General features: G+C 73.3%; 15 protein-coding genes. 10 read left to right on the forward strand and 5 right to left on the reverse strand.

The window, feature by feature from the left end; all coding sequences use genetic code 11:
- The first annotated feature begins 68 nt into the window (after positions 1-68).
- Positions 69-911 carry an ABC transporter substrate-binding protein gene (locus RBJ65_RS09775; RefSeq protein WP_306318302.1) on the forward strand — a complete coding sequence of 281 codons (843 nt, stop codon included), beginning with the start codon at positions 69-71 and terminating at the stop codon, positions 909-911.
- 390 nt (positions 912-1,301) lie between these two features.
- Positions 1,302-1,568 carry a WhiB family transcriptional regulator gene (locus RBJ65_RS09780; RefSeq protein ID WP_306318301.1) on the forward strand — a complete coding sequence of 89 codons (267 nt, stop codon included), beginning with the start codon at positions 1,302-1,304 and terminating at the stop codon, positions 1,566-1,568.
- Between the two features lie 2 nt (positions 1,569-1,570).
- Here RBJ65_RS09780 and RBJ65_RS09785 read toward each other — a convergent pair whose 3' ends face one another.
- Positions 1,571-1,912, reverse strand: coding sequence for a DUF6479 family protein (locus RBJ65_RS09785; RefSeq protein WP_306318300.1), 342 nt, complete (start codon positions 1,910-1,912; stop codon positions 1,571-1,573).
- 88 nt (positions 1,913-2,000) lie between these two features.
- On the opposite strand from RBJ65_RS09785, the gene RBJ65_RS09790 reads away from it, so the two are divergent.
- The gene (locus RBJ65_RS09790) at positions 2,001-2,882 is read left to right on the forward strand and encodes a polysaccharide deacetylase family protein (RefSeq protein WP_306318299.1); all 882 of its coding nucleotides are present in this window, start codon (positions 2,001-2,003) and stop codon (positions 2,880-2,882) included.
- Between the two features lie 24 nt (positions 2,883-2,906).
- Here the strand turns inward: RBJ65_RS09790 and RBJ65_RS09795 are convergent, their stop codons facing one another.
- Positions 2,907-3,581 carry an ABC transporter gene (locus RBJ65_RS09795; protein WP_306318298.1) on the reverse strand — a complete coding sequence of 225 codons (675 nt, stop codon included), beginning with the start codon at positions 3,579-3,581 and terminating at the stop codon, positions 2,907-2,909.
- Positions 3,578-4,474, reverse strand: coding sequence for an ATP-binding cassette domain-containing protein (locus RBJ65_RS09800; RefSeq protein WP_306318297.1), 897 nt, complete (start codon positions 4,472-4,474; stop codon positions 3,578-3,580). Before RBJ65_RS09800 ends, RBJ65_RS09795 begins: the two co-directional genes overlap by 4 nt.
- Before the next feature lie 61 nt (positions 4,475-4,535).
- Between RBJ65_RS09800 and RBJ65_RS09805 the strand changes: the two genes are divergently transcribed.
- The 6 genes from RBJ65_RS09805 (at position 4,536) to RBJ65_RS09830 (ending at position 13,720) form a co-directional block, all read left to right on the forward strand.
- Positions 4,536-5,354: a peptidyl-tRNA hydrolase gene (locus RBJ65_RS09805; protein WP_306318296.1), complete on the forward strand. Its 819-nt coding sequence runs from the start codon at positions 4,536-4,538 to the stop codon at positions 5,352-5,354.
- A 236-nt stretch (positions 5,355-5,590) separates the two neighbouring features.
- On the forward strand, positions 5,591-8,725 hold the full coding sequence (locus tag RBJ65_RS09810; protein ID WP_306318295.1) for an NACHT domain-containing NTPase: 3,135 nt from the start codon (positions 5,591-5,593) through the stop codon (positions 8,723-8,725).
- A 125-nt stretch (positions 8,726-8,850) separates the two neighbouring features.
- Positions 8,851-10,158: a DUF692 domain-containing protein gene (locus RBJ65_RS09815; RefSeq protein WP_306318294.1), complete on the forward strand. Its 1,308-nt coding sequence runs from the start codon at positions 8,851-8,853 to the stop codon at positions 10,156-10,158.
- A 211-nt stretch (positions 10,159-10,369) separates the two neighbouring features.
- The gene (locus RBJ65_RS09820; RefSeq protein WP_306318293.1) at positions 10,370-11,224 is read left to right on the forward strand and encodes a DUF4142 domain-containing protein; all 855 of its coding nucleotides are present in this window, start codon (positions 10,370-10,372) and stop codon (positions 11,222-11,224) included.
- 10 nt (positions 11,225-11,234) lie between these two features.
- Positions 11,235-12,008, forward strand: coding sequence for a TIGR04222 domain-containing membrane protein (locus RBJ65_RS09825; RefSeq protein ID WP_306318292.1), 774 nt, complete (start codon positions 11,235-11,237; stop codon positions 12,006-12,008).
- Positions 12,009-12,154: 146 nt separating this feature from the next.
- Positions 12,155-13,720, forward strand: coding sequence for an alpha/beta hydrolase (locus RBJ65_RS09830; protein WP_306318291.1), 1,566 nt, complete (start codon positions 12,155-12,157; stop codon positions 13,718-13,720).
- Positions 13,721-13,825: 105 nt separating this feature from the next.
- Here the strand turns inward: RBJ65_RS09830 and hemQ are convergent, their stop codons facing one another.
- On the reverse strand, positions 13,826-14,557 hold the full coding sequence (hemQ, locus tag RBJ65_RS09835; RefSeq protein ID WP_306318290.1) for a hydrogen peroxide-dependent heme synthase: 732 nt from the start codon (positions 14,555-14,557) through the stop codon (positions 13,826-13,828).
- Positions 14,558-14,561: 4 nt separating this feature from the next.
- Entirely contained in the window at positions 14,562-16,070 is a 1,509-nt protein-coding gene (gene hemG / locus RBJ65_RS09840; protein WP_306318289.1) for a protoporphyrinogen oxidase, read from the reverse strand.
- Between the two features lie 173 nt (positions 16,071-16,243).
- Between hemG and RBJ65_RS09845 the strand changes: the two genes are divergently transcribed.
- Positions 16,244-17,197 (forward strand): DUF4349 domain-containing protein, encoded by a 954-nt coding sequence (locus RBJ65_RS09845; protein WP_306318288.1) that lies wholly within the window; start codon positions 16,244-16,246, stop codon positions 17,195-17,197.
- Positions 17,198-17,203: the final 6 nt, after the last annotated feature.

A 17,203-nucleotide genomic window follows, 5' to 3' on the forward strand; every position in this document is an offset into this window, starting at 1 on the left:
CGCGCATGGCCGGTTTTCAACGGCGGCGCGCCGCGTGCCGTGCGGGAGCCCTGGGCAGGGTCCCCTCCATGGGAGAACCGTCAACCACCGCTTGGGAGTTCACCGACGACCGCGGGCACCGCGCGTCCGCGAGTACGACGCCGGAGCGCGTCGTCGCGTACATACAGGCCGGGGCGAGCCTGTGGGATCTGGGCATACGCCCCGTGGGGATCTTCGGCTCGTTCCACGACGGGGAGCGGCCCGACGCCGCCAAGTCGGGCGCGCTGCCGCTCGACGAGATCGCGTATCTGGGAGCCGGGGCGGGGCTCGGGCTCGACGACGTGCTCGCGGCGCGGCCCGACCTCGTCGTGGCGCTCACGTACGGCGGCGGGCAGGTCTACGGCATCGAGCCCGATACGGCGAAACACCTGGAGGAGCACGTCCCCATCGTCGTGATCGATGTCGGGCAGGGCCGTACGTTGGGTGGGGTGCGGGAGCGCTTCGCGGAGTTGGGGCGGTCGCTCGGGGGCGGGGAATCGGCGCGGGCGTTGGATGAACTGGCGCGGGCCGAGCGGGAGTTGGGGGTCGCCGCGCGTGCGGCGCGCGGCGTCAGGGTGCTGGCCCTCTCGCCCGCCGGGGCGGATGCCGTGCACCTCGCCCGGCCCACCAAGTGGCCGGACCTGAGCGCGCTCGGCGGGCTCGGGGTGGGCATGGTGGCGCCGCCGGAGGGGCCGGGGGCGAACTGGTTCACCGGGACGTGGCGGGATGTCGCCGAACTCGCGCCGGACATGGTGTTGGTGGACGCGCGGGTGAATGCGGGGGCGCGGGGTGAGGTGGGGCGGGCCGTGGTGGTGGGGTGGAATCCGGAGATTGCGGCGAGTGCGTGTGCGCATGCGCGATTCTTCGACCAGGTGTCGGTTGCGCTCCGGTGACCCGCACGGTGCGTGACGCCACGGGGCTCCGCCCCGGACCCCGCGCCTCAAACGCCGGCGAGGCTGAAAAGATCGGGGCTCCGCCCCGCACCCCGCGCCTCAAACGCCGGCGGGGCTGAAAAGATCGGGGCTCCGCCCCGGACCCCGCGCCTCAAACGCCGGCGGGGCTGGAGAGGTCCCGGCGAGGCCTGGGGGGCCGGGTCGGCGGGCATATCGAGCCCCTCCGGCGATTGAGGAGCGGGGGCCGGGGCAGAGCCCCGAGGCGTTGGAGCGGCTCCGGCCGCACGCGGCCAGGGCCAGGAACCCCACCCGCACCCCACAAACCCGCGTTTCCGCGCGGGCGTTGTGGGCACCCGCCGCCGCATGCCGTTGCCAGTGAGGAAGACGGAGATGGAGTGGCTCGACGGGGCGGCGTGTGTCGACGAGGACCCTGACCTGTTCTTCCCTGTCGGCACGACCGGACCCGCCGTGGACGACGTGGAGGCGGCCAAGGAGGTCTGCCGCCGCTGCCCCGTGATCGTGGAGTGCCTGCGGTGGGCCGTCACCACGGGGCAGACGACGGGGGTGTGGGGCGGCACGTCGGAGACCGAGCGGGCCGGGCTGCTGCGGGCCGAACGGCGCCGCGTCCGGGCGCGGGCCACCGAAGCCGCGCGCTGAGGTCACCCGCCGCCGAACGCTCCGCGGCTCCAGCGCCGGGGCCGCTGGTCCTCGCTGCGCCGGGTGCCCGCGTTGCCGAAACCGTGCAGCTGGTGCGGGGTGAGGCGGGCGCCGCCGTCGTCCGTCCGCGGAATCTCGTCGGGCTCCCGCATCTCACGGATCTCGCGCACCGGGCCGGTGGCCGGGAGTTTCGGCTGGTCGGCCGGGTCGGGTGGGCCCGGCTCCCGGCGGCGGATCCTGATGCCGAGCCAGACCGCCCAGACCAGGGCCACCGCGATGACCAGGCCCGCGGCGAACGGGGCGATCGAGGTCGTGGGGTCGGGGAAGGCGATGTGTGTGCTCATGGGGGCCGAGTACCCCACGGCACGATCTCACGCTCCCCCAGCGAGCGATTTGCGCTGTTTGCGAAGAATGCGCGGCTATCGTCGGCGCGTGATCAGCCATGTACGTCGCGTCACGGCGACCTGCGCGCTCGGCGCGCTCGCTCTCGGCCTCGCCGGGTGCGCGGACCCCGCCCCCTCGGGGGTCTCGGGCGCCGCGAGGTCAGCCGCCGGTTCCCCGAAGGCGACCCCGAAGCCCGCGCCCACCCCCACCCCCACTCCCACTCCCACTCCCACTCCCACCCTCGCGCCCGGCCCCGGCGGCACGACGCCCGTCTTCGAGCGGGGCGGCGCCGCGAAGGAGAAGGTCGTCGCGCTGACCTTCGACGCCGACATGACGGCCGACCAGGGAGCGCGGGCGCGCGCCGGGGAGCGTTTCGACAATCCCCAACTGATGCGCACCCTGAGGCAGTTGAAGGTTCCGGCCACTCTCTTCATGACCGGGCGCTGGGCCGAGGAGTACCCCGCCCAGGCCAAGGACATCGGCCGGGACCCGCTGTTCGAGGTCGCCAACCACTCGTACAGCCACTACGCGTTCACGGACGACTGCTACGGCCTGCCGCGTGTCCCGGCGCGGGGGATGCGGGCGGACGTCGATCGCGCCTTCGCCGCGTTCCGGAAGGCGGGCGTCGAGCATGTCGTGCCGTACTTCCGGTTCCCCGGCGGCTGCCACGACAGGGCGGCGCTGCGGGCCCTGCGGCCGACCGGGGTGACGGCGGTGCAGTGGGACGTGGTGAGCGGGGACGCGTTCGCCACGGACGCGGACGCCGTGGCCCGGCAGGTGCTCGACGGGGTGCGCCCCGGTTCGGTCGTCGTCATGCACTGCACGCGCAGCGCGGCGCCTGCGACGGAGCGCGCGGTGCGGTCGGTGGTGCCGAAGCTGCGGGCGAAGGGGTACCGGTTCGTACGGGTGTCGCAGCTGATGAGGAGCTGACGGGGTAGCGGGCGCGAGCGGCGGTCAGCGGCGGGACGCGAGGGCGCAGGCGGCCGACGCGCAGGCCCCGGCCAGCAGCACGGCGCCCGCGAGCGGCAGCAGCAGGACCGGGACCGCCCCGTCCTGCGACCCGGTCACCAGGCCGCTCACCGTCGACTTCGCCGGTGAGCCGGGGGCGATCAGCGCGACGAGCGCGCACAGCACCAGGGCGGCAAGGCCGAACCCCCTGCCGCGCACCACGGGCCACGTGGTGACGGCCCCGACGGCGGCCCCGACGAGCGCGCACACCAGCACCGCGAGCAGCCCCGCCACCGCGGCCGACCCCGTGGCCACCGGCACCTGGCGGTCGGTGCTGACCCCGTCGCTGATCAGCACGACGACGGTGGTCGCCACGGCGCCGACGGCCACCGTGGCGAGGAACCCGGCGGCCAGGCTCGCCAGGTGGGCGCGCCACGGCGCGGTCGCGGCGGCGGTGCAACTGCGCGCGGCGGGCGGCTCGTTGGTGACACAGATCCGCACCAGCCAGGCCCCCACGGGCAGCAGCGCGGCGGCGACGTACCCGAGCGAGTCGAGCACGGGCTGCCCCACCTGTACGCCGACGGCGGCGAACGCGGCGTACAGGACGACCGGCGCGAGCCAGCGCTGGGAGCGCAGCAACAGGGCCGACTGGTAGGCGAGCAGGGCCGTGGCCGTGGTCATGCGCGGCGCTCCGTGGGGCCCGTGGGGTCCGTGGGTTCGAGGGGGCGGACGGCGACGATGTGCCAGGCGGGGTCCGCCCCGAGCAGGGCGCGCAGTACGGCGTCGGAGCGCGCGGCGTCCGCCGTGATCCGTACGGTGCGGGGGTCGAGGCGGGTGACGGCGGTGTCCGGCGACTCCAACGGTGGCTCGGCCCCGGCGGGTCCCGAGGCGTCTATGAGCACGGTCGCGCGATCAACTGGCGTGTCGGGCGCGGCGGTTGGAACGCGGGCCTCGGCTCCCCCGACCGGTTCGACGGCCGCGCCCACCACCTCGTACGCGATGTCGGTGGCGGCGGTCAGGCGGTGCGGGTCGTGGTCGACGAAGAGGACGGCGGCGCCGGACGCGGCGCGTTCGGAGACGGCGGTGTCGAGGGTGTCGCGGGCCGCGGTGTCGAGGCCGGTCCAGGCTTCGTCGAGGACGAGGAGGTCCGGTTCGGCGAGCAGGGCCGCGGCCACGGCGACCTTCTGGCTGCTGCCCTTGGAGAGTTCGGCGAGGGGCGCGTGCGCGGAGGGCCCGGCGCCGAAGCGTTCCAGCCAGTGCGCCGCCCGCCGCGCGGCCGTCGCGCGGCCGAGGCCGTGGATGCGGCCCATGTGCGTGAGGTAGGCGCGGGCGGTGAACGGCAGGGCGGGCGGGAAGCGTTCGGGGACGTAGGCGGTGCGCGGGCGGCCGATGACGCGGCCCTCGGACGGGGCGTCGATCCCGGCGACCAGGCGGAGGAGGGTGGACTTTCCGGTGCCGTTGGGGCCCCGCACCCGGAGCACGGCGCCCTCGGGAACGTCCAGGTCCACGCCGCGCAGCACCCAGGGGCCACCGAGTCCGTAGCGGCGGCCCGCGCCGCGCAGCGTGACGTGCATGGGGTCATGCTGCCCCACGGCCGGGGCGGGAGGTACCCGGGGTGCTGGCAAACTGGAAGGCGTGACCAGCGACGACTCCCGTACCGACGACACCGGCCGCCCCGACGGCACCGACGGCACCGACGGCACCGACAGCACCGATCACGCCGACGGAACCGACGGCACCGACAGCCCGTTCCGCACCGAGCCGACCTCCCGCGACGAGGCGCCGCAGTTCGTGCTGCCGCTCGTCGTTCGCCTGGAGCGGGCCGCGCCCCCGACGCGTACGGACGCCCTGGAGGCCGCCGCGCGCGCCGTGCTGGTGATCCTCTCGGACGAGCGGTCGGTCGGCGACGGCGAGTGGGCGCGAGCGATGCGGAACTGGCAGGACGCCCGGATCCGCAAGGTGGTGCGGCGGGCCAGGGGCGCGGAGTGGCGGCGCGCCGAGGCACTCGACGGGATCACGGTCACCGCGGGCTCCGCCGAGGTGCGGGTGTTCCCGCCGATCCCCCTCGACGGCTGGCCCAAGGACCTGGCCCGCCTCCAGGTCTCCGGCACGGACCTCGACGACCCGGAGGAGCCGCCCGCGCCCGACCCCGCGTACCCGGTGATGTGGCTCAGCCCCGACGTCGGCATGACGGCCGGCAAGTCCATGGCGCAGGCCGGGCACGGCGCCCAGCTCGCCTGGTGGGAGCTGTCCGACGCGGAGCGCAAGGAGTGGCGCGAGGCGGGTTTCCCGCTGTCGGTGCGGACCGCGGCCCCGGAGCGCTGGCCGGCCCTGACGTCGAGCGGGCTGCCCGTCGTACGGGACGCGGGGTTCACGGAGATTCCGCCCAGCGACACGGTGGTGTCCGAGGGCGCACGGACCGGCGACTTCCTGCCAGGACTCGGCCACCTCTGACGGTCCCGGGCAGACACACGGTCCCGGACAGGAACACGGTCCACGGCCCACGGCCCACGACAGGAAAACGGCCCCGCCCGTCCGCACGGGGGATGACGGACGGCCGGGGCCTGCCCCGGAGGCTACCCCACTCCGGCGCCGACCACGAGACCGCCTCCCCCGCGACACCCCCGTCGACCCGGTCGTCGCCCTAGGCTGAGGCGAGTGGTCCACCGTCATGCTCCCGGGGGAACGACATGGAACCAGCAACCGTAGGCGTCAAGTTGGCGTCGAGCGCGGTCGCGCCGCTCGTCAAGAAGCTGTTCGTGGCCGAGGGGCCGGGCGCGGGGCTCGTGGACCAGCCGGTGCGGATATCGGGGTTCCTGTCCTTCAAGGGGGAGAAGCGCACGCTCACCCTGCCGGACCTGCACAAGCTCGCCGCCGAGCTGGTCCGGCGCGCCCTCAAGAGCGACGAGCCGCCGCTGCCCGCCGAGGAGGAGCTGGCCGTCACCCACGCCCTCGCGGACACCCTGTTCGTCCTCGGCGACCTCGACATGACCGACGTACAGGCCGTGGAGCTCGGCCACGAGGCGCTCGCCGAACGGCTGCGGCGGGCCAGCGGCAACCCCGACCCGGGGCTCTCGGCGGACGCCGTCCTGTTCTACGAGCGGACGCTCGTCACGGCGTGCCTGCACATCCTGCACTTCTTCACGCAGCGGTCGACCTTCGTCGCCCACACCCTGGTCGAGCAGAGCCGCCGGCAGGGCGAAATCATCAAGCGGATCGACGAGTTGATCCGCCGGACGCCCTCCAGCGGGGACAACGACCCCGGCTTCGAGAACCGCTATCTCCGGTACGTCGCCACGAAACACAGCCACCTCACCATCTACGGCATCGACCTGGTCAACTCGCCGGAGCGCTGGCCGCTCGACGCCGCCTACTTCAGCCTGGAGGCGCTGCGCCCCGGCGCGAACGGCGAGGCGACCGGCGCCGACGGCACGAGCATCGCCGCCGCCGGCGCCGTGCCCGCGGAACAGGCGCTCAGCGAGCAGGACCGGGTGCTGCTGCGCGGCGTCGCGGGATCCGGCAAGACGACGCTCGTGCAGTGGCTCGCCGTGACGGCGGCCAGGGGCGAGCGAGGCGACCGCATCCCCTTCGTGCTCCCGCTGCGCACCCTGATCCGGCGCCCGAGCGGCCTGCCCGCGCCGGACACCTTCCTCGACGCCGTGAAGGTCCCCTTCCAGGCCGCCCAGCCGCACAACTGGGCGGACCGGGTACTGACCGCCCGCCGCGGGCTGCTGCTCGTCGACGGCATCGACGAGGTCCCCGAGGCGGAGCGGGAACGCACCCGGCGCTGGCTGCGCGACCTCTTCGACGTGTATCCCGGCAACCAGTGGCTCGTCACCTCCCGCCCCTCCGCGATCCGCGAGGACTGGCTCGCCCCCGACGGCTTCACTGAGCTGGCGCTCACCCCGATGAGCAGGGACGACGTGGCCGCGTTCATCAGCCGCTGGCACACTGCGGCCCGCATCGACGCGCCCGATCCCGACCGCCTCGACGGCTACGAGCGCACCCTCCTGGAGGCCGTCCAGACCAAGCGCGACCTCGGCCGCCTCGCCACCAACCCCCTGATGTGCGGCCTCATCTGCGCCCTGCACCGCGACCGGCGCGGCTATCTCCCGCACGGCAAACAGGAGTTGTACCAGGACGCGCTGTCCATGCTGCTGTCCCGCAGGGACACCCAGCGGGACATGTTCCCGGAGGGCGAGCGCAGCACCAGCAGCATCCAGCTCACCGAACTCCCGCAGATCCAGCTGCTGCAGCGGCTCGCCTACTGGCTGATCCGCAACAGCCAGTCCGAGATGGACCGCGAGCGCGCCCAGCAGATCGTCGCCGAGGCCCTGCCGTCGCTCCCGCTGGCCGCGGCGCAGGGCGACGCGCACCGTATCCTCGGCCACCTCCTCGTACGAAGCGGTCTGCTGCGCGAACCGACCCTCGGGACGCTGGAGTTCGTGCACCGCACCTTCCAGGACTATCTGGGCGCAAGGGCCGCGGTCGAGGACGGCGACTTCGGGCTGCTTGTCCGCAACGCCGCCGACGAGCAGTGGGCGGACGTGATCCGGATGGCCGTGGCGCACGCCCGCCCCCGCGAACGGGCCGATTTCCTACGGAACTTGAGCGGTTCGGCGGAACACCTCGAAGGCGCCGCGGCCACCCGCGTCCGGCTGCTCGCGCTGGCCTCGCTCGAACACGCCACGGAACTCGACGCGGACGTCAGGGCGTTCGTCGAGGAGCGCGCCGCCACCCTCATCCCGCCGGGCAGCACGGAGGAGGCCCGCGCCCTGGCCTCCGTCGGCCCGCTCGCCCTGGAACTGCTGCCCGGACCCGAAGGGCTCACCGAGGCGGAGGCGCGCGCCGTGGTGGCGACCGCGTCCCTGATCGGCACGGACGCGGCGCTGCCGGTCCTGAGCCGGTTCCGTACCCACCCGGACCTCACCCTCCGCTCCCAACTCGCCTGGAACTGGGACCGGTTCGACGCCCAGCGCTACGGCGAGGACTTCATCGCCCAGCTGCTCCCGGACGACCTGCACTTCTGGGCGTACTCGGGAGAGCACCTGCGCCTCCTGCGCTCCTTCGGCGGCCGCCCCTGGCTGCAACTCGTCGGCGACATCGGCCGCTGGGCCATCCGCACCGAACTCACCCCCGACAAGGTCACCCGGCTCTGCGTACGCGACAACCGGGAACTCCGGGACCTGACCTGCCTGTCGTCACTGCACCGGCTCACCCACCTCGACCTGATCAAATGCCCGTACGTGGAGAGCCTCACCCCGGTGGCCCAACTACCCCTGAAGTCCCTGTCGTTGAACCGTACGTCCGGTCTTGAGCGGCCGGGCGCCCTCGACGCGCTCGCCGGTTCGGCCGCGCTGCGCTCGGTCGACCTCTGCCTGCGCCTGAAGGCCGACCGCCTCGACGAGGCGCTGCCCCAGGGCATGCCGCTGCGCCACCTGGGTTTCGCCAAGGACACGCTCTGGCACACCGGCCTGCGCGGACTGCACCGGTTCGCGTCGCTGACCACCCTGAGCCTGACCGAACTGCGCACCGGGCTCAGCGCCGCCGACCACGAGGAGATCGCCCGCCTGCCCGAGCTCAAGGAGGTACGGCTCGACTGGCAGGCCGTGGACTGGTCGGGGCCGCCGCTGCCCGGCGTCACCAGCCTGTGGCTCAACAGATTCACGGGACACGAGGAGGGCCTCGCGGAACTCCCCACCCTCTTCCCCGGCCTGCGCACCCTCACCCTCCAACTGGCCCCGGACGCCCCGGAGATCCCCGACCACACCCTCGCGCTTCTGCCCCTCACCCCGAAGGTGGTGCGCACGTACAGCGTCGTATGACGCCACATCCCCTCGGTGAAACCTCATCGGTGAAACCTCAAATGTTGCTCTGAACGTCCACCGTCAGGGGTTCGGGCCGCGCCGCCGCGGTCATGACACCAGGAACGCGGAGGAGGGGGAGTTCCATGGAGCTGAAACTGGGGACCGGGATCGGCTGGCGGCCCGAGATCGCGGAGGCGGTGGAGGCGATGCCGGGCATCGACTGGGTCGAGGCCGTCGCCGAGAACCTGTGTCCGGGCCATCTGCCGGACTCCCTGCTGCGGCTGCGCGAACGCGGAGTCACCGTCGTGCCGCACGGCGTCTCGCTCGGCCTCGGCGACGCCGACCGCCCCGACGAGGGACGCCTCGCCGAACTCGCGGCCCGAGCCGAGGCGTTGGGCTCGCCGCTGGTCACCGAGCACATCGCGTTCGTACGCGCCGGGGGCGAGCGCACCGCGTCGCCGCCGCTGGAGGCGGGCCACCTGCTGCCCGTGCCGCGCACCCGTGACGCCCTCGACGTGCTGTGCGAGAACGTACGCATCGCCCAGGACGCGCTGCCGGTGCCGCTCGCGGTGGAGAACATCGCGGCGCTGTTCGGGTGGCCGGGCGAGGAGCTGACGGAGGGGCAGTTCCTGTACGAGCTGGTGGAGCGGACCGGCGTACGACTCCTCATCGACGTGGCCAACCTGCACACCAACCACGTCAACCGCGGCGAGGACCCGGCGAAGGCGCTCGCCGAGCTGCCGGTCGAGGCCATCGCGTACGTACATGTCGCGGGCGGCTTCGAACGGGACGGCGTCTGGCACGACAGCCACGCCCACCCGGTACCGCGGGCCGTGCTCGACGTGCTGGCGGAGCTCGTCTCCCGGGTGGCGCCGCCCGGGGTACTCCTTGAACGGGACGACAACTTCCCGGAGGACCTTAGGGAGTTGGAGCGCGAGATCGAGACCGTCCGGGCGACGGTCACGGCGGGGTCGGGAGCCCCTGCCTCCCCCGCCGCGCCGACGCCCACCCGCCCCACCACCACCGTCGACGACTCCGCCCGTCAACGACTCGCCCTCGACCAGGCGGCGTTGCTCTCCGCGCTGGTCGCCGGCACGCCCGCCCCCGAGGGGTTCGACCGGGGGCGGCTCGCGGTGCAGAGCCGGGCGCTCGCGGGGAAGCGGGCGGACGTGGTGGCGAAGGTGGCACCCGAACTGCCCCTGATTCTGGGCGAGTCGGAGTACCGGAGCCACTTCCTCGGGTACGCGCGGCGGCGGCCCATGACGGGCGGGTACCGGCGTGACGCGCTCGACTTCGCGGAGGAGCTGCTGCTGGCGCAGCGGGTGCGGGAGCCGCGACCGCGGCGTGAGCTGACCCGTTGGTGGCTCGACCGCTCCGGCCCCAAACCCTTGGCCGGCCGGCCCCTCACCCGCGCCCTCCACACGGCGGCGTTCGCCTTCCGGCGCGGGTGAGCCACATCAAGCCCCTCCATGTAAGCCCCTGCGGCGATTGAGCAGACGGCTCCCGTGCCTTGGACCTCGGGGTTCCGCCCCGGACCCCGCTGCTCAATCGCCGCAGGGGCTTGATGTGGGTGCGGCATACCGAACGTGGCGTAGTCCGGGGTGAAGGCCGCCGCACGGCACCCGGCAGGGACTAGCGTGCGGGGCCGCACCAGGAGGCACCATGCGCCCGTTCCCACGCCGCACCCCACCCGGCACCACCCTCATCGTCACCGGCCTCGTCGCCACCCTCGCCGCCCTCGTCTTCCCGATCTGGTCGTACGCCGACCGCTCCGGCACCGGACTCGACGACCTCAACGCCCGGTCCGTGTCCACCAGGTTCGGCCCCCTGTCCGCCACGGACCGCCTCTTCATCACGAAGGTGCGGCTCGCCGGCCTGTGGGAGCTGCCCGCGGGGCAACAGGCGCAGGAGCGCGCGCCGAGCAAGGCGGTCGAGACGGCGGGGGCGCACCTCGTCGAGGGGCACACGTTCCTGGACGCGCGGGTGCGCGAGGTCGCGGCCCGGCTGAACCTGGAGCTGCCCAATCAGCCCAACGCCCAACAGCAGGGCTGGCTGCGGGAGTTGACGGCCGCGCGCGGCGAGGACTACGAGCGGAGGTTCGCGAATGTCCTGCGCCGCGCCCACGGCCAGGTGTTCTCGCTCGTCGCCCAGGTACGCGCATCCACCCGCAACGCACTCGTACGCGAACTCGCCGACGACGCCAACACCACCGTCCTCGACCACATCAAGGTGCTCGAAGCCACCGGACTCGTCGACTTCGACGCGCTCGCCCGCGACGGCGCCACCGCGAGCCCGCCACCGGCCACCCGCTCCCCCGCCCCACCCGGACCGACCCCGGCCCCCGACTCCCCGACGCCGGTCTCGCCCTCGCCCACCCCGTCGTTCTCGCTGCCACCCGCCGTGTCCCGCCCGAAGCCGGGACCCGACGCGTCCCGTAACGGCCCGAAACGTCACGAGCCCATAACAGGGCGTCCACATCGTGGGCGAGGCGTAGCGGCGCCCGGGCAACTGCCGTAGAAACCTGCGCATGTTGTGGGTCCTGTTCCTCCTCGCCGCCTGTGCCGCCGCGGGGGTCTCCTGTGGGCGGCTGTGCCTCGCGGCCGTGCGCGCCGCCGAGAGCGAGCGCGCCGACGGCGTGCGGCACGACCCGCGGCACGGGCACGAACTGTCCCTGTACGAGACCGCGTTCCTGTCGGGCGGCCCGGACCGGGTCGCGGACGTGACGCTCGTGTCGATGGCCCGCAGCCACCGCCTGTTGCTCGCGCACACCGGCTGGGCGACGGTCGTCGACCCGGTCGCCGGGGACGCCATGGAGCGTTCGGTGCTCGGCGCGATCGGGCCCGACGGGCAGGCGCGGATCGCCCCGCTGCGGGCCGCCGCCGCGGCGGGGGACGCGGTGCGGGCGCTCGCGGAGCGGCTCGTCGCGGCCGGACTCGCGGTGCCCGACCGGGAGCGGACGACGCTCACGGGCGCGGTGCGGCAGGTCCGGCAGGCGGCGGCCGTCGTCGTGGTGCTCGGCGTGTGCGCGGTCCTGCTGCCGGGCGAGGGCGTGCAGCGGGGCGGCCCGGTGGCGGTGTGGTTCGGGCTGCCGCTGCTGCTGACGCTGAGCTGTCTAACGCTCGCCCGCATAGAGATCCACCCGTACACGCGCTGGGCCTCGCCCGCCGGGCAGCGGCTGCTCGCAAAGCGGCCCGCGGGCGCCGGCGGGCTGCTCGCCGTCGCGGTGCGCGGGGTCCGCGCGGTCGACGACCCGCAACTGCGCGCGGCGCTCTCGGACACGGGGCGGCATACCACCGAGTGAGCCGCCCGGCGAGCGGACGACGCCGGACACCACGCATCAGGGTCATCGTTCCGACATCCGTGACCTGGTCCTTTACTTCGTCAACTGCCGTCCCGAGGATCCCTTTTGTTCGCGAACCGCTTCGACGAAAGGGACGCGTCCCCACGATGCGCGCAGCCCCCGCCCTCCACGCCGCCGCCGGCTCCCTGATCCTCTCGGCCCTGGCCGCCGCCCCCGCGAGCGGCTCCGTCGGCCCGAACCCCATCGAGAACGCGGGCGCCGCCCTCGCCGCGGCGCGCGCCGAGTCCGCGGGGATCCACTGGGCGGACTGCCCCGAGGCGGAGGAGCTGCCGAAGCCGGTCCAGTGCGGCACCGTCTCGGTCCCGCTCGACTACGCGAACCCCCTGGGCAAGCAGATCGAGCTGACGGTCAGCCGCGCCAAGGCCACCGGCAAGGACGACGCCGAGCGCCAGGGTTCACTCGTCTTCAACCCCGGCGGGCCCGGCGGCAACGGCATGCACTTCCCGATGGCCGGTACGTCGCCGGAATGGAAGCGCATCGGCGCCGCGTACGACCTCGTCGGCTACGCCCCGCGCGGCGTGGGCCGGTCGGCGCCGCTGTCCTGCGAGGACCCGGAGAAGTTCCAGAAGGCCCCGACGCAGTCGCCGACGCACCCCACGGCCGCGTACAAGGAGAAGCGCGTCGAGCGCGCGAAGGCGTACGCACGCGACTGCGTGGCGAAGAACCCCGGCATCGAGCACTTCACCACCCTGAACAACGCCCGTGACCTGGACGTGCTGCGGGCCGCGCTCGGCGAGCGGAAGCTGACGTTCATGGGCGCCTCGTACGGCACGTACCTCGGGGCCGTGTACGCGGAGCTGTTCCCCTCGCACGTGCGGCGGATGGTCTTCGACTCGGCGGTCGACCCGGACCCGGGTCAGGTCTGGTACCGCAACAACCTCGGCCAGTCCGCCGCGTTCGAGCGCCGCTGGGCCGACTTCCGGGCCTGGGTCGCCCGCCACGACGACACGTACCACCTGGGGAAGACGCCGCAGGCCGTGCTGGCCTCGTACGAGAAGGCGCGCGCGGCGGTCGCCCGGAAACCGGCCGGCGGCAAGGTCGGCCCCGGCGAACTCCAGTCGGCGTTCCTCCAGGCCGGGTACTACGACGACTACTGGCCGCTGCGCGCGTACGCGCTGTCCGCCTACGCGAAGGGCGACCCGAAGCCCCTCGTCGAGCAGGCCGCGCCCATCCCCGCGGCCGCGAAGGAGGACGAGAACAGCAACGCCGTCTACACGGCCGTCCAGTGCAACGACGCGCCCTGGCCGACGGACTTCACCACGTGGGACCGCGACAATTCAGCCCTCGCGCAGCACGCCCCGTTCGAGACCTGGGACAACGCCTGGATGAACCTGCCGTGCGCCTACTGGCCGTCCCCCCGCCAACAACCGGTCGACGTCCACACCCTCCCCGGCGAACTCCCCCCGACCTTGATCCTCGCGGCGGAACGCGACGCGGCCACCCCGTACAAGGGCGCCGAGGAACTCAACCGCCGCCTCGCGGGTTCGTCCCTCGTGACCGAACGGAAGGCGGGCACGCACGGCATCGGGGCGGGCCCCAACGCGTGCGTGAACGGCCACATGGACGCGTATCTCCTGGAGGGCCGCCTCCCGGAGGAGACGGCGACCTCATGCGCCCCGCACAAGGAACCAAAGCCCCTGCCCGCCAAGTGACCCCACATCAAGCCACTCTGGCGACCACAATCAAGCCCCTCCGGCGATTGAGGAGCGGGGTCCGGGGCAGAGCCCCGAGGCCCCAGCCACGGTGGGCCGCACCGATCAGGCCAGCCCAGCCACAAGATCCGCAACGGACTTACGGCGCCCCGTGAAGAACGGAACCTCCTCACGGACGTGACGCCGCGCCTCGGACCCCCGCAGCAACCGCATCAGATCCACAATCCGGTACAGCTCATCCGCCTCGAACGCCAGAATCCACTCGTAGTCCCCGAGCGAGAACGACGCCACGGTGTTGGCCCGCACGTCCGGGTAACCGCGCGCCATCTTCCCGTGGTCGGCGAGCATCTTGCGCCGCTCGTCGTCCGGCAGCAGGTACCAGTCGTAGGACCGGACGAACGGGTACACGGACACGTAGTCGCGCGGCGTCTCGTCGGCGAGGAACGCCGGGATGTGCGAGCGGTTGAACTCGGCGGGCCGGTGCAGCGCCATGTTCGACCACACCGGCTCCATGGCGCGGCCCAGCTTCGTGCGGCGGAAGAGGTTGTAGGCCTCCTGCAGCTGGTCGGCCGTCTCGGCGTGCCACCAGATCATGAGGTCGGCGTCGGCGCGCAGCCCGGACACGTCGTACGTGCCGCGGATCGTGACGTCCTTCGCGGCGAGTTGGTCGAACAGCTCCTGGACCTCGTCGGCGTAACCGGCGCGGTCCTCGGGGAGCACGTCCTTCAGCTTGAAGACGGACCACAGGGTGTAGCGGATGGTCTCGTTGAGATCCTTGGCCAGCTTGCCCTTGTTGGGTACGCGCGCGGCGTCGGTGTTGGGGGTGTCGTCGCTCATGTCCTCATTCTCCTGCTCCGCCGTGCATGCTCTGCACCGGGTCGGCCTTCAGCTCGTCGAGCGCGCCGCTGTCGCCGCGGAGCGTGTCCACGGCGGCGTACGCGCTGGCGATGCACGCCGGGATGCCGACGCCGTCGTACGCGGCTCCGCACACGGCGAGGCCGGGGATCTGGGCGATGTGCCCGCGGATCCGGTCGACGCGGGCGGCGTGCCCGACGGGGTACTGGGGCAGCCCGTCCTTCCAGCGCGTGACGTGCGCGTCGACGGGCGCGGCGTTCAGTCCGGTGGCCTCGCGCAGGTCCTGGCGGGAGAGGTCGACGAGGTCGTTGTCGTCGCGGGCGAGGTCCTTCTCGTCGCCGTACCGGCCGACGGAGGTGCGCACGACCATCAGCTCCGGGTTCTGCTCGGCGATCCAGCCCCACTTGCGGGAGGCGAAGGTGGCGGCCTTGATGGTGTGGCCGTCGACCGGTGGGACGAGGAAGCCGCTGCCGTCGGGGAGGTCCGCCTCCGATGCCCGGAACGCCATCGTGATCAGCGCCATGGAGGCGTACTCGATGCGGCGCAGTTCCTGGGAGGCCATCGGGGACGCGGTGCGCAGCAGACTCGCGGCGGCGCGGGCGGGGAGCGCGACGACGACCTGGTCGGCCTCGAAGGTGCGGCCCGACTCGGTGCCGAGGCGCCACTGGGCGGCGCCCTCGGTGTGGCCGCGCATGGTGAGGGAGGTGGCGCGCTCGCCGAGCAGGATCTCGCCGCCCTTGGCGCGCACGGCGTCGGCGACCGCCCCCGGCAACGTACCGATGCCGCCCTCGATGCCCATGAAGACGGGCCCGACCTGCTGGTTGGCGGCGGCCCGCTCCTGGATGGCGCGGACGGCCTCCGTCAGCGAGACGTGCTTCGCCGCCTCGTCGAACAGCTGCGGCACGGCGCTGCGCATGGAGATGAGGTTGGCGTCGCCCGCGTAGACGCCGCCGAGGAGCGGTTCGACGAGCCGGTCGACGACCTCGCGGCCGAGGCGCGCGGTGACGTACTTGCCGACGGCGACGTCCTCGCCGAGGTGGGTGGGCGGCAGGTGGTCGTCCCGGCGGATGCGGCGCAGGCCCTCGTCGGACAGCACCCCTGCGAGCGCGTCGGCGGTGCCGGGCACGCCCATGACGTGGCCCTTCGGCATGGGGCGCAGGGCGCCGCGGGTCCAGATCGAGGCGGTCGCCGTGGACGGCGGCTGCAAGCGGTCTCCGAGGCCCACCTCGCGGGCGAGGCCGACCGCTTCGGGGCGGCGGGCCAGCATCGACTCGGCGCCCAGGTCGACGCGCGCCCCGGCGATCTCGCCCGCGCGCAGTTTGCCGCCGAGCCGTTCGTCGGCCTCCAGGACGGTCACCTGAACCCGCTCGCCCCCGTCGAGCAGCCGGTGGGCGGCCGCGAGGCCGGCGATCCCGCCGCCGACGACAAGGACCTTCCTGTCCCGATGGCCTCGCCGGTCCCGGCCCGTTTTCGTCACAGTGTCCGCTTCACGCATACCCCCACTTTGTCAGAACGTCAGCGCCAGATTGACGCGCGCGGGCGCGTGTGGGCGGGTGTGTGCGTGTCCCGACCGTGACCGCTTCGGAACCGCCCGGCAACCACCGTCCCGGACGGCCCGCACGTCGAAGGGACGTCCGACGACCGCCACGACCTTCGGGGGTTACACCGATGCGCCCCACGCACTCCGTACACCACACACGCGCCCTGCTCCTCGCGGCGCTGTTCGCGCTGGCACTCGCGCTGACCGGCTGTTCGGGGGCGGGCGGCGGATCCGACAAGAGCGCCGCCAAGGGCGCCGCGGACCAGAGCCAGGGCCTCGCCGCCGGCGGCAAGTCCGACTCCTCCAAGCAGCAGCCCAAGAAGCCCTCGAAGGTCACCGGCGTCCACATCATCCGCACCGCCCACCTCTCCGTACGCGTCAAGGACGTCCCGGACGCGCTCGACAAGGCGCGCACCACCGCCGAGAACGCGGGCGGCATGGTCGGCGACGAGACCACGGACCGCGACGGCCACGGCCACGAGCGCACCCGCGTCACCCTGCGTGTCCCGCAGGACTCGTACGAGGAGGTCCTCGACGAACTCGCGGGCAGCGGTCGGCTCCTGGAGCGGAACACGACGGCGAAGGACGTCACGGACCAGGTCGTCGACGTCGACAGCCGCATCAAGTCGCAGCGGGCGAGCGTGGCACGCGTACGCGAACTCATGGACCGGGCAACGAAGTTGAGCGACGTGGTGACCCTGGAGGGTGAGCTGAGTACGCGTCAGGCGGAGCTGGAGTCGCTGCTGGCGCGCCAGGACTCCCTGAAGGACCGCACGACCCTGGCCACCATCACCCTCCGCCTCACCGAGTCCTCATCGACCGGCACGGAAGACGACGACCCCGGCCTCCTCGACGCCCTCTCGGGCGGCTGGAACGCCTTCGCCACGGCATTCAAGTGGCTCGGCATCACCCTCGCCGCCATCCTCCCGTTCGCGGCACTGCTGGCACTGGTGCTGTTCCTTGTCATGCGCTTTGTACGCCCCCGCGCCCGGCAAACAACCGACGAGCGCCCCCCGTCCCATTCAAGCTCCGGGGCGACTGACGAGCGAGACCCGGCCAATTCAAGCCCCTCCGGCGATTGAGGAGCG

Origin of the sequence: Streptomyces sp. KL109B, from assembly GCF_030766935.1 — a bacterium.
Classification (GTDB): Bacteria; Actinomycetota; Actinomycetes; order Streptomycetales; family Streptomycetaceae; genus Streptomyces.